The organism is Kitasatospora sp. NPDC041917 (genome assembly GCF_055589745.1).
Genome location: NZ_JBVJBI010000004.1, coordinates 175,631 through 188,327, shown reverse-complemented (window position 1 = coordinate 188,327; position 12,697 = coordinate 175,631). Strand labels below are relative to the sequence as shown.

Annotated in this window: 10 protein-coding genes and 1 pseudogene; 9 read left to right on the top strand and 2 right to left on the bottom strand. The window is 72.5% G+C overall.

Going from position 1 to position 12,697, the window contains the following annotated elements:
- Positions 1-214: 214 nt before the first annotated feature.
- The 8 genes and pseudogenes from ACZ6EM_RS06565 to ACZ6EM_RS06530 all read left to right on the top strand — a co-directional run bounded on the left by ACZ6EM_RS06565 (position 215) and on the right by ACZ6EM_RS06530 (position 10,529).
- Complete coding sequence (locus tag ACZ6EM_RS06565) at positions 215-2,581, top strand: hypothetical protein (protein WP_401050247.1); 2,367 nt, start codon at positions 215-217, stop codon at positions 2,579-2,581.
- 114 nt (positions 2,582-2,695) lie between these two features.
- Positions 2,696-4,213 carry a GT4 family glycosyltransferase PelF gene (gene pelF / locus ACZ6EM_RS06560; RefSeq protein WP_401049947.1) on the top strand — a complete coding sequence of 506 codons (1,518 nt, stop codon included), beginning with the start codon at positions 2,696-2,698 and terminating at the stop codon, positions 4,211-4,213.
- 100 nt (positions 4,214-4,313) lie between these two features.
- A complete protein-coding gene (locus ACZ6EM_RS06555; protein ID WP_401049950.1) occupies positions 4,314-5,840 on the top strand; it encodes a hypothetical protein in 1,527 nt (508 codons plus the stop codon).
- Positions 5,841-5,976: 136 nt separating this feature from the next.
- Complete coding sequence (locus tag ACZ6EM_RS06550; RefSeq protein WP_380547479.1) at positions 5,977-6,969, top strand: SDR family NAD(P)-dependent oxidoreductase; 993 nt, start codon at positions 5,977-5,979, stop codon at positions 6,967-6,969.
- 75 nt (positions 6,970-7,044) lie between these two features.
- Positions 7,045-7,746: pseudogene (locus tag ACZ6EM_RS06545) on the top strand (nucleotidyltransferase family protein); the annotation flags it as partial.
- A 125-nt stretch (positions 7,747-7,871) separates the two neighbouring features.
- Positions 7,872-8,792, top strand: coding sequence for an NAD-dependent epimerase/dehydratase family protein (locus tag ACZ6EM_RS06540; protein WP_465771840.1), 921 nt, complete (start codon positions 7,872-7,874; stop codon positions 8,790-8,792).
- Positions 8,789-9,484 (top strand): spherulation-specific family 4 protein, encoded by a 696-nt coding sequence (locus ACZ6EM_RS06535; RefSeq protein ID WP_401049954.1) that lies wholly within the window; start codon positions 8,789-8,791, stop codon positions 9,482-9,484. Before ACZ6EM_RS06540 ends, ACZ6EM_RS06535 begins: the two co-directional genes overlap by 4 nt.
- A 22-nt stretch (positions 9,485-9,506) precedes the next feature.
- Complete coding sequence (locus ACZ6EM_RS06530; protein WP_465771839.1) at positions 9,507-10,529, top strand: endo alpha-1,4 polygalactosaminidase; 1,023 nt, start codon at positions 9,507-9,509, stop codon at positions 10,527-10,529.
- Between the two features lie 54 nt (positions 10,530-10,583).
- Here ACZ6EM_RS06530 and ACZ6EM_RS06525 read toward each other — a convergent pair whose 3' ends face one another.
- A complete protein-coding gene (locus tag ACZ6EM_RS06525) occupies positions 10,584-10,784 on the bottom strand; it encodes a hypothetical protein (RefSeq protein WP_359913925.1) in 201 nt (66 codons plus the stop codon).
- 154 nt (positions 10,785-10,938) lie between these two features.
- Here ACZ6EM_RS06525 and ACZ6EM_RS06520 point away from each other — a divergent pair, with 154 nt between their 5' ends.
- Positions 10,939-11,892, top strand: coding sequence for an aldo/keto reductase (locus ACZ6EM_RS06520; RefSeq protein WP_452179196.1), 954 nt, complete (start codon positions 10,939-10,941; stop codon positions 11,890-11,892).
- A 99-nt stretch (positions 11,893-11,991) separates the two neighbouring features.
- Here ACZ6EM_RS06520 and ACZ6EM_RS06515 read toward each other — a convergent pair.
- The coding region (locus tag ACZ6EM_RS06515) for a C40 family peptidase (RefSeq protein WP_465771838.1) at positions 11,992-12,697 on the bottom strand (706 nt) is incomplete at its 5' end.

Below are 12,697 nucleotides of genomic sequence, written 5' to 3'. Positions count from 1 at the left end.
CTATTTGCGCCGCCGGTACGGTTCCGGTCACAATCAGCGCCTTCATGGCTTCGCCATGAACGTTGGTAACAGGTTCGCTGCACTCTCGCCCAATTGGTCCCTCGCACCGCCGTCCCTCGACCAGGATGGGCCCGGGCAGCCTGCTGCCCGCGAACAGCTACACGGGCAGGCGAGCGCCGAGGAGCGCCGCGCCGGCCCCAAGGGGAGGATCACCATGGGTCGAGCGACCCGAAGAGTCGCCGCGTGCGCGGCGGCAGTCCTGCTGGCCAGCGGCTTGCAGTCCACCCTGGCACACGGCGACACCATGCCGCCCAGGATCGACCTCACCGTCCTGGTCGTCGACGACGGCGGCCCGTCCGTCGCCGCCATCACCGCCGAGCTGAAGAGCCAGGGCACGCCCTACAAGGTCGTCAGCCTCAATGACCCCAACCGTCCCGTGATCAACTCCGCTTTCCTGAGCGACACGGTGAACGGCCTGCCCCGGGGGAAGTTCCAGGGCATCGTGCTGCCCAACGAAAACCCCTTCCCCAACAGTGCCGCCGAGATGACGGCGATCGCGAGCTACGAAGCCGCATTCAACGTCCGTCAGATCGACGCGTACACGTGGGCCAACCCCGCAGTGGGTCTGAACTACGCTCAGAATCCCGGATTCGTGGGCACTCTCGACGGATTCCAGGGCGCCACCACCGCGGCCGGCACTTCGGGCCCGTTCGGGTACCTCAAGGGCAGCGTCCCGTTCGAGGACAACGACACGAACGTCAGCGAGAGCTACGGCTACCTGGCGACCCCGCTCGCCGGCCTGCCGGCCGGCGCCTCGTTCGTCCCGCTGGTCGACGCGCCGATACCCAATGCGACCGCCCGCGGTTCGCTGGTCGGCGAGTACACCCACGACGGCCGCAAGGAACTGGTCGTCACGTTCGTCTACAACCAGTACCAGCAGCAGTACCGGCTGCTGGCGCGCGGCATGGTCGACTGGCTCACCCAGGGCGTCCACCTCGGCTACGACCGCAACTACTTCGCCACCCACGTGGACGACGTCTTCCTGGCCGACGACCGCTGGGACACCACGCTCAAGTGCACCCCCGGCGACGTCACCTGCCCGCCCGGCACCCCGGACACCGCCAGCCCGATCCGGATGACCGTCGACGACGCCGACCACCTCAAGCAGTGGCAGGCCGCCAACAACTTCACCCTGGACATGGTGTTCAACGGTGGCGGCAGCGAGGACTGGAAGGCCGACCACGAGACCACCGCCGACCCCACGGCGGACCGGATGATCGCCGACCAGAGCAGCTACCGGTGGGTCAACCACACCTACACCCACCCGTACCTGGGCTGCGTCCAGAACGTCACCGTGGTGCCGTGGGTCTGCTCCAAGAACAGCGCGGGCGGCACCGTCTGGGTCGACCAGAACACCATCTCCACCCAGATCAAGAACAACGCCGACTGGGCCACCGCGCGCGGCCTCCAGTTCGACGCGCAGACCCTGGTCACCGGTGAGCACTCCGGGCTGCTGACCGCCCCGCAGGAGACCAGCGACAACCCGTACCTGGCCCCGGCGCTGGCCGCCAACGGCATCAAGTTCACCGCCAGCGACGCCTCCCGCGAGACCGGCCAGCGGGCCGTCGGCTCGTCCGTGCTGACCGTGCCGCGGTACCCGATGAACGTCTTCTACAACGCCGCCACGGCGAAGGAGGAGACCGACGAGTACAACTGGATCTACACCAGCAAGGCCAACGGCGGCAGCGGCGTCTGCGAGAACAACGCCAACTCGACCTGCCTGCCGCAGCCGCTCGACGTCAACACCGGCTACCAGTCGTACATCGTGCCGCTGGAGGCCCGGATCGACCTCGGCCACGTGCTGAACAACGACCCGCGGCCGCACTTCGTGCACCAGTCGAACCTGTCCGAGGACCGCATCCTGTACCCGGTGCTGGAGAAGATCCTCGGCACCTACCGCTCGCTGCACGCGGACAGCGCCCCGATCGTGAACCTGAGCCAGCGCGAGATCGGCCAGGAGTTCCAGCGCCGCGCGGCCTGGAACAACGCGCTCGCCGCCGGTCAGGTCACCGCCTACCGGGTCGGCAACACCATCACCGTGAACGCGCCGTCGGGCGTTCAGGTCCAGGCCACCATGCCGACCGGAACTGCTCAGAAGCTGGCCATCGGAACGGGCGGGTTCGGTTCGTCCTACGCCGGTACGCTCTCGGGTTGGGTGTCCCCGGGCGCGCTGCAGAGCAGCGTCACCCTGCAGCTGCCGTCCGCGCCGGCCGCCCCGGCCGCCGTCGCCCCGAGCGTCGCGGCCAAGTCCGTCCCGGCCCCGGTGCCGGCGGACAAGAAGGTCGTGCCGCAGGGCGTCGCGACCCCCGTCCCGGTGGGCCCGAGCGACACCACGCGCAAGCCCGCTCCGTCCCTGGTCCCGGGTAGCGGAACCCCGGTGCCGGGCAAGGACGTCACCGCTGGCACCATCGGTCAGGGCGGCGACGGCCACCACGGCAACACCGCTGCGACGAAGAACGGCAAGCCGTCTGGGGGGACGGCCACGCCGAGCAGCACCACCGGACGCTCCGGCAACCGGTAACCGGTACGATCCGCCGCCGGCGGGGTCGGGCCGGTCACCCGGCCCGACCCCGCCACGGCTCCCGTTCCGGCCATCCAGGCCGGAACCGACGCAAGAACAGGAGGGGGGACAGGAATGCGCGTCACCCTGCTCACCGAGGGGACGTATCCGCACCAGCACGGCGGCGTGAGCGTCTGGTGCGACCAGCTCGTTCAAGGCATGCCGGACGTCGAGTTCGACGTCATCGCCGTCACCGGAACCGGGCACGAACCACTGGCCTGGGAGCTGCCCGCCAACGTGCGGTCGGTCACCACCGCACCGCTCTGGGGGCCGGCCTCGGAAGGCCGACCGCCCCGCGGCAAGGAGATGCGGCGCTTCCTCAACGCGTACGAGCGCTTCCTGCACTCCATCCTCGACCCGGTCTACACCACCCACTTCGGCACCGAGCTGTACAACTTCGCCGACCTCGCCCGGCACGGGCTGCTCAGCCCGGCGCTGCGCAGCGAGCGCGCGCTGCGCACCCTCCAGCACGTCTGGACCCGCGACTACCTGCCGACCGCCGTCTCCCGGCCCACCCTGCACGACGCCCTGAACGCCACCGACCTGCTGGAGCACGCCCTGCGGCCGCTCTCGGTCGAGCCGCCGAAGGAGGGCGTCGCGCACGCGGCCAGTGGCGGGCTCGCCACCCTGCCCGGGCTGATCGCCGCCCAGCAGTACGGCGTACCGTTTCTGCTCACCGAGCACGGCATCTACCTGCGCGAGCGCTACCTCGGCTACCGCACCGGCCCGTACCGCTGGCCGGTCAAGGCGTTGCTGCTCGGCTTCTACCGGATGCTCGCCGAGGAGAGCTACCGGCAGGCCGCGCTGGTCACCCCCGGCAACCGGTACAACCGGCGCTGGGAGGAGCGCGGCGGCACGCCGTCCTCGCACATCCGCACCGTCTACAACGGGGTGGACCCGGCCGCCTTCCCGCCGGCCGGTCCCGAGCCCGAGACGCCGACCCTCAGCTGGGCCGGCCGGGTCGACCCGATCAAGGACCTGGAGACGCTGATCCAGGCCTTCGCCATCGTGCAGCGCGAGATCCCCGAGGCGCGGCTGCGGCTCTTCGGCGGCACTCCCAAGGGCGGCGAGGCGTACCGGGACCGCTGCATAGCCCTGGCCGCCGAGCTCGGCATAGCCGACTCGGTGGCCTTCGAGGGCCGCGTCGCCGACATCACCGACGCGTACGCGGCGGGCAACGTGGTCATGCTCTCCAGCATCAGCGAGGGCTTCCCGTTCACCCTGATCGAAGCGATGTCCTGCGGCCGCGCGACCGTCTCCACCGACGTCGGCGGCGTGCGCGAGGCCGTCGGCGACACCGGACTGGTCGTCCCGCCGCGCGAGCCCGAGCCGATGGCGGCCGCCGCGATCGAGCTGCTGCGCGACGCCGAACGGCGCGCCCGGCTCGGCGAGGGCGCCCGGCTGCGGGTGATCGAGCAGTTCACCCTCCGCCAGAACATCGACGGCTTCCGCGGGATCTACACCGAACTCCTGGGCACCGCCCGCTGGATGCCCGGCGGCATGGTCGCCGTCACCGACCAGGTCCCCAGCCCCGACTGGGACCAGCAGCTGGCCTCCGCCGCCCGCCCCGAGCCGAGCGAGGTCGGAGCGTGAACCGGCGCCCGGAGCACCCCCGGCCGGCGGCCGGGGGAGAGAGAACCGTCGAGAAGCGCGTGTCCCGCGAAGCGGCCGCCGAGCACAACGAGGTCGGAGCATGAGCGGTCCATTGCGACTGGTTCCGGACGAAGCCGGACCCGAGCACACCATGCAGCTGCGCACCCTGCCGCTCAAGCGCCGCCGCCCCGCCCAGCCGGAGCAGGAGCCGGAGCCCGAGGAGTCGCTCTACCTCTCCGCGGACCCGCTGGACGAACTCGCCGAGCGCCTGCGCGACGTCTGCGCCGACGCCGTCCACCCGTACGAGATCGCGGCCTTCCTGGAGTCCGACGGCCTCTCGGACGAGCAGGCCGCCCTGCTGTACGGCCGCCCCGACGCGTTCACCGTCGCCGAGGAGCTGTTCGAGAAGGTCCAGCGCCGCTACCCCGGCCCGAGCTCCGAGTTCGCCAACCCCTGGCGGGCCGATCCCTGGCGCTGCGTGGTGCGCGGCCTGGTGTTCGCCCTGCCGGGGCTCGGCTACCTGCTCGGCGCCAGCCTGTTCGCGACCACCCGGATGCGCTTCGGCCTGCCCTCGGGCATGCTCGCGCTGTCCGTCGCCACGCTGGTCAGCTGGGGCTTCAACCAGGCGCTGGCGCACCGCTCCTACCGCTGGCTGGGCCGGATGCGCCGCCGCGAGGCCGCGGTCTGCCTGGCCGTCGGCGCCCCGGTCGGCGCGCTGGTCGCGTCCGCCGCCGCGTACGTGGTCGGCGGGCCGCTCGGCGCGCTGTCCTTCGCCGCCGGACAGTCCTGCTACCTGGGCGCGGCCACCGTGCTGCTGGTGCTCGGGCGGGAGAAGTTCCTGCTGCTGGCGCTGGCCCCGGCCTCGGTCGGCGCGGGCGTGGTGCTGGCGGTGGACGTTCCGCAGCTGGTCCGAACGGTCGTGCTGCTCGCCTCGGTGGCGCTGGCGGTCGGACTGGCCGCCCGGGAGCTGCTGGTCTGCATCCGCGGCGGCGAGCGCGAGTCCGTGGCGCTGAGGCTGCCGGTCCGCCAGGAGGTCCCGCACCTGCTGTTCGGCCTGGCCTGCGGCGCGCTCACGCTGATCGCCGGCCTCGGCGGGACCATCCACCAGGCCGTGCAGTCCGGCGGCCACCCCGCGCAGGAGACCTCGACCACCCCGACCGGACCGGCCATGATCGCGCTGACGCTCAGCCTGGGCCTCGCCGAGTGGCTGCTCTTCCGCTACCGGGCACTGGCGGTCGCCGCACTGCGCACCAGCCACACCAGCGGCCAGTTCTCCCGCCGCACCGGCGCGATCCTGCTCGGCTGCCTGTTCATCTACCTCACCACCGTGGCCGCGCTGGACGCCGCCGCGACCGTGCTGTGGCCCGGCGCCCCCGCGCTCGGCGTGCCGCAGCTCGGCGCGATGCTGCTCCTCGGCGGCTCGCTCTGGCTGGCGCTGCTGCTGAACGCCTTCGGGTTCAGCTGGAGCACCGCCCTCGTCTGTCTGGCCGCCGCGGTCGCCGAGAGCGCCGGGCTGCTGACAGGTGCGGACCCGATCGTCCTGCAGCTGATCGGCTGCGGGGCGGCCGCCACCGTCCTCACCGCACTCGCCGGGCCCGCGCTCGGCCGCACCACCCAGCACCGCTGAACACATCGAATATCCCGCACGCCTCCATTCGCGTGCACCGCCGTACCCGTTTCACCTGAGACACCCACCGGGCCTACGGCGGCCGGCCACCGCAGGGCGTCCGGCCGCCCCGGCAGATCGAGAAAGCGAAATCCGCATGAGCAGCGTCGCGGTTACCGGAGCCGAGGGCTTCATCGGCTCCCACCTCGTCGAGACCCTGGTCGCCGACGGGCACCACGTCCGCGCGATGGTCCAGTACAACTCCTTCTCGTCCTTCGGCTGGCTGGAGACCCTGTCCGAGGAGGTGCTGGACTCGGTCGAGATCGTCCTCGGCGACGTCCGGGACCCGGGCTCGGTCAACGGCCTGGTCAAGGGCACCGAGGCGGTCTACCACCTGGCCGCCCTGATCGCGATCCCGTACTCCTACCGCGCCCCCCACTCGTACGTCGACACCAACGTCACCGGCACCCTGAACGTGCTGGAGGCGGTGCGCCACCTGGAGATCCCCCGCCTGGTGCACACCTCCACCAGCGAGACCTACGGCACCGCGCAGACCGTGCCGATCACCGAGGACCACCCGATCAACACCCAGTCCCCGTACGCCGCCTCCAAGGCCGGCGGGGACCGGCTGGCCGACAGCTACCACGCCAGCTTCGAGACCCCGGTCGTCACCCTGCGCCCGTTCAACACCTTCGGCCCGCGCCAGTCGATGCGCGCCGTCATCCCGACCGTGATCGCCCAGGTCGCGGCCGGCCAGACCGAGATCACCCTCGGCGACCTGCGCCCGACCCGCGACTTCACGTTCGTCAAGGACACCGCCAACGCCTTCCGCACGGTGGGCACCGCGCCCGCCGAGTCGGTGGTCGGCCGGACCTTCAACGCCGGCACCGGCGGCGAGATCTCGGTCGGCGACCTGGTCACCCTGGTCGGCAAGCTGATGGGCGTGGACCTGGTGGTGAAGGAGGACGAGCAGCGCATCCGTCCGACCAACTCCGAGGTCATGCGTCTGGTCGCGGACGCGACCCGGCTGCGCCGGGCCACCGGCTGGGCCCCCGGCTTCAGCCTGGAGCAGGGCCTGGAGCAGACCATCGAGTTCTTCCGCGACCCGGCCAACCTGGCCCGCTACAAGACCGACATCTACAACGTCTGACCCGCCGTAACCGATCTTGCTCGTCCTGGTAACCAAGGTTCGTGTCCTGCACATCCTTTCCGTGGGGGAAACACCATGCACGCAGTGATCCTGGCCGGCGGTAAGGGCGTCCGTCTCCGCCCGTACACCACCGCGCTTCCCAAGCCGCTCGTTCCGATCGGCGACCAGCACGCGATCCTGGAGATCGTGATGCGCCAGCTCGCCGCCGCGGGCTTCCAGAGCGTCACCCTGGCCATCGGCCACCTCGGCCACATCATCCGCGCCTACGTCGGCAACGGCTCCCAGTGGGGCCTGCGGGTCGGCTACGCCGTCGAGGACAGCCCGCTCGGCACCATGGGCCCGTTGCTCACCATGCAGGACCGCCTGCCCGAGCACTTCCTGGTGATGAACGGCGACATCCTGACCGACCTGGACTTCGCCGGGGTGCTCAAGCACCACGAGGCGTCCGGTGCCCCGCTGACCATTGCCACCTATGCCCGTCAGGTCAAGATCGACTTCGGCGTGCTGACCGCCGAAGAGGGCACCATCACCGGCTTCCAGGAGAAGCCCAGCATCGACTACCGCGTCTCGATGGGCGTGTACGGCGTCTCCCGCTCGGCGCTCGCCAAGTACACCCCCGGCCTGCCGCTGGGCTTCGACGAGCTGGTGCTGGACCTGCTGGCCGCCGGGACCCCGCCGTCCGCGTACGAGTTCGGCGGCTACTGGCTGGACATCGGCCGGCCCGACGACTACGACCGGGCCAACGCCGAGTTCTCGACCATCCGCCCGGTCCTGATGCCCTTCGAGTCGACCGCCACCACGCCGAGCGTCGCGGAACTGCCGATCCCGGCCGCCCGCACCGCCCCGGACGACGAGCACGCCGAGCCCGCCACCGCGGGCGCCGAGAGCGACGGACGGGCCGCGTGAGAATTCTGCTCCTCGGCGGCGACGGCTTCCTCGGCCGTCACGCCACCGCCGTCCTGCGGTCACTGCCCGGTGCCACCGTGCTGACCGCGGGGCGGCGGCCCGCCCACGATCTCCGGCTGGACCTGGCCACCGCCCAGGCCGGCCCGCTCGGCGAGGAACTGTCCGCGCTGGCCCCCGACGCGGTGGTCAACTTCGCCGGCGCGGTGGCCGGCAGCGCGGTCAAGCTCGCCGAGGTGAACGCCCGCGGCCCGGCGGTGCTCTGCGAGGCGCTCTCCCTCGGCGCCCCGAAGGCCCGCCTGGTGCACATCGGTTCGGCCGGCGAGTACGGCGTCTGCGGACAGGGCGAGTCCCTGACCGAGGACGCCGACGCGCGCCCGGTCGGCGTGTACGGCGCGACCAAGCTGGCCGGCTCCCTCGCGGTGGCCGGCTCGCCGCTGGACGCCGTGGTGCTGCGGGTGTTCAACCCGGTCGGCCCCGGCGCCCCGGCGGGCTCACTGCCCGGCCGGCTGGCCGCCGAGCTGCGCCGGGTGGCGCCCGAGGGCGCCGACGGCGTGATCACGGTCGGCGACCTCTCCGCCTACCGCGACTTCGTCGACGCCCGGGACGTGGCCGGGGCGGTCGGCCTGGCCGTCACCGCCGACCGTCCGCTGCCCCGGGTGCTCAACCTGGCCTCCGGCCGGGCCCGGCAGGTCCGGGCGATCGCCGACGGGCTGGTCGCCGCGGCCGGCTTCACCGGCCGGATCGACGAGAGCGGGGCGGGCTCCGAACGCTCGGCCGCGGTCTCCTGGCAGCAGGCCGACGTGTCGGCCGCCGCCCGGGAGCTCGGCTGGCGGCCGGAGACGGACCTCGCCGACACCCTGCGCGACCTGTGGCTCGGCACCGCTGCCGGACCCACGCCCGACCCGGTGGTCGCATGACCACCGGGCAGACCCCCGACGGCCGCCTGCTGGTGCCGCTGTACGTCCACCCCGCGGTGGACCCGGCGGCCTGGCAGGCGGTCGCCGCCGCCGACCCCGCCCGGATCGCCGCCGTCGTGCTCAACCTCGCCGACGGTCCGGGCGAGGTCCCGGACCACGTCTTCGCCGAGGCGGCCGACCGACTGCGCGCCGCCGGCCTGCCGCTGGTCGGCTACACCGACACCGACTACGGCCGCCGCCCGCACGCGGCCGTGGTGGCCGACATCCTGACCTACCGTCAACGCCACGGCATCACCGGCGTCTACTTCGACCAGGTCACCACCCACCGGGGCGCGCTCGCGCACTACCGGCGGCTGGCCACGGCCGCCCGCGCGGCCGGCTGCGGCACCGTGGTGTTCGGCCACGGCGAGCACCCGGACCCGGGCTACGCGGAGGTCGGCCTGGCCGACCTGCTGGTGACCTTCGAGGGCGACTGGGACGCCTACCGCGACATGACGCTGCCGCTGTGGACCGGCAGGCATGCGGCCTCCCGCTTCTGCCACCTGGTCTACGACGTCCCCACCGAGAACGCCCAGGACGCCGCCGCCCTGATCGCCGCCCGGCGAGCCGGCGTCGGCTGCGCCGTACCGGGAGCCGGGGAGAACCCCTGGCGCACCCTGCCGTACGGCCTGAACGCCGCTGAACTGACCTGACCCGATCCGGAGTTCGACTACCGTGAACCGTCGCAACCGGCTGCTTCCGGCCACCCTGGCCCTCGCCACCACCACCGCCCTGCTGGTCAGCTCGTGCAGCAGCTCGGGATCGGAGGACGACCAGGACTCGGCCGACGGCACCCCGAGCAACTCCCCCGCGGCCACCGCGCCGAGCACCCCCGGCACCCCCGACGCGGCCACCACCGCCCCGGACACCCCGACCCCCGGGCCCACCACCCCGAGTGCCGGCGCGCCGGCCCCGGGAACGCCCGCCGGCAGTCCGCCGCCCGGTACCCCTCCGGGCCCCGGCACCCCGCCGGGCAACCCGGCACCGCCGCCGGCCGGCGCCCGCTGGCAGCCCACCCCCGGCCTGGCCTGGCAGTGGCAACTCGGCGGCGCCGTCGACCAGTCGGTGGACGTCCCGGTCTACGACATCGACGGCTTCGAGAACGACGCCTCGGTGGTGGCCGCGCTGCACGCCAAGGGCCGCAAGGTGATCTGCTACATCAACGCCGGCTCCTGGGAGAACTTCCGTCCCGACTCCGCCGCCTTCGCCAAGTCCCTCCAGGGCTCGGACACCGGCTGGAAGGGCGAGAAGTGGTTCGACATCCGCAAGCTCGACCAGCTGAGGCCGCTGATGGCCGCCCGCTTCGACATGTGCCGGAGCAAGGGCTTCGACGCCATCGAGCCGGACACCATCGAGGCCTACAACCAGAACAGCGGTTTCCCGCTGACCGCCGACGACCAGCTCAAGTACAACCGGATGCTGGCGCAGCTCGCCCATGAACGCGGCCTGGCCATCGGCCTGAAGAACGACCTGGACCAGATCCCGGCGCTGCTCGCGGACTTCGACTTCGCGGTCAACGAGGAGTGCTCGCAGTTCGACGAGTGCGACCGTGTCGCCCCCTTCGTCAAGGCGGGCAAGGCGGTCTTCCACGTCGAGTACAAGCTCGACACGGACCGGTTCTGCGGCAAGGCCAAGTCGCTGGGCTTCAGCTCGATGCGCAAGAAGCTCGAACTGGACGCCTGGCGCAAGCCCTGCTGAGGAGCTCGGCTCCCGTCGCGCGGGTGACCCGGACGAGGGTCACCCGCGCGAGGGTCACTTGACCGCCAGCCAGATCACGCCGCCCAGGGCGACCAGCACGACGACGGCGATCAGCGCGATCACGCCGGTGCGGCTGCCGCTCTTGCTGCTGCCGTAGGTGGAAACGTTGCCCGGGGCCTGGGGCGCCGGGCTCTCGTCGACGAACGCCCGGAACATCTGGGTGCTGCCGGCGGGGTCGTAGTCGTTGTCAGCCATGGCACGGACTCTAACGAATCCGCCCACCTCGGGCACACCCCGGACCCCCGTCGCGCGGAACACACCACCCCCACGTGCGACAGCGGTACGACGGCTCCGTGAAGACCACGCGGTTCACGGAATGCCCCGCCGCGCAATCCGGTTGACTTCCCCCATGACCGGAAACCACAGCCGGGTCCGCCTCGGCACCTCCGACCTGTCCGTCTTCCCGCTCTCCCTCGGCGGCAACGTCTTCGGATGGACGGCCGACGAACAGCAGTCCTTCGCCGTCCTGGACGCCTACGCGGCAGCCGGCGGCAACTTCGTCGACACCGCCGACGTCTACTCCGCCTGGGCCCCGGGCAACACCGGCGGCGAGTCCGAGACCGTCCTCGGCAACTGGCTGCGCAGCCGCGGCAACCGCGAGGACATCGTGATCGCCACCAAGGTCGGCATGCACGCCGAGCGCAGCGGCCTGGGCGCCGCCAACGTCAAGGCCGCGGCCGAGGACTCGCTGCGCCGCCTGGGGGTCGAGCGGATCGACCTCTACTACACCCACCGGGACGACGACACCCCGGTCGAGGAGTTCGTCACCGCGCTGGACGAGCTGGTCCGCGAGGGCAAGGTCCGGGCGGTCGCCGCCTCCAACATCTCCGCCGAGCGGCTCACCGAGTCACTGGCCTTCGCCGAGCGCGAGGGCCTGGCGAAGTACGTCGCCGTCCAGCCGCACTACAACCTGGTCTCGCGCGGCACCTTCGAGGGCCCGCTGGCCGACGTGGTCGCCGAGCACGGTCTGGCCACCGTCCCGTACTACGCGCTGGCCTCCGGCTTCCTGACCGGCAAGTACCGTCCCGGGGTCGACGGCGTGGACAGCGCCCGCGCCGAGGGCGCCACCCGCTACCTGGCCGAGCCGCGCGGCCCCAAGGTGCTGGAGGCGCTGGACACCGTCGCCGCCGAGCTGGAGGTGGAGCTCGCCTCCGTCGCCCTGGCCTGGCTCGCCGCCCGTCCGACGGTCGCCGCCCCGATCGCCAGCGCCCGCACCGTCGAGCAGCTCCCGCCGCTGCTGGCCGGCGCCACCCTGGAGCTCACCCCGGAGCAGACCGCCCTGCTGGACGCCGCCTCCGCCTGAGCCCGCCCGGCGCCACGGCTGCTCCGCCCCGCAGCCGCCCTGGACGCGGTCCGGGCCCCGACAGCGGCGCGCTGTCGGGGCCCGGTACGGGTTCCGCGGCTACGGCCGGCCGAAGTGGGTCGGGTAGTAGCCCGGGCTGAGGGTCGAGATGCGGACGGTCGTCCCCGGCCGGGGCGCCTCCACGAAGGTGCCGCCGCCCAGGTAGATCCCCACGTGGTGGATCCCCGAGGCCCGGCCGCTGTCGGACCAGAACACCAGGTCGCCGCGGCGCAGTTGCCCGGCGCTGATCGGCGTGGTCGCCGCGTACTGGTCGTCGGCCACCCGCGGCAGGCTGATCCCCGCGCGCCGGTAGGCCTGCTGGACCAGCCCCGAACAGTCGTAGCCGGACGGGCCGTTGCCGCCCCAAACGTACGGTTTGCCCAGTTGGGCGAGCGCGTAGTCGATGGCCGCCTCCGTGCTTCCGGGGGCCGGCGAGGGCTTGGCCGACGGACGGCTCGCGGGGGCCGCGGGCTGCGCGGGGGCCTGGGCCGAGCCGGCGGACTGCCCGGTGCGGCTCGCGTAGACGTCGGAGTGGCTGGTCCAACGCCACTCGCCGGAGCCGTTCTTGAACCAGTACTTCGACCCGTCCCAGCCCTGGCGCATCCCGTCGGAGGAGGCCGAACCGTTGGAGGCGGCCTGGGCGGTGGCGCCGGCCCGGGCGGAAGCGCCGGCCGAGCCGGCGGACTGCCCGGTGCGGCTCGCGTAGACGTCGGAGTGGCTGGTCCAACGCCACTCGCCGGAGCCGTTCTTGAACCAGTACTTCGAC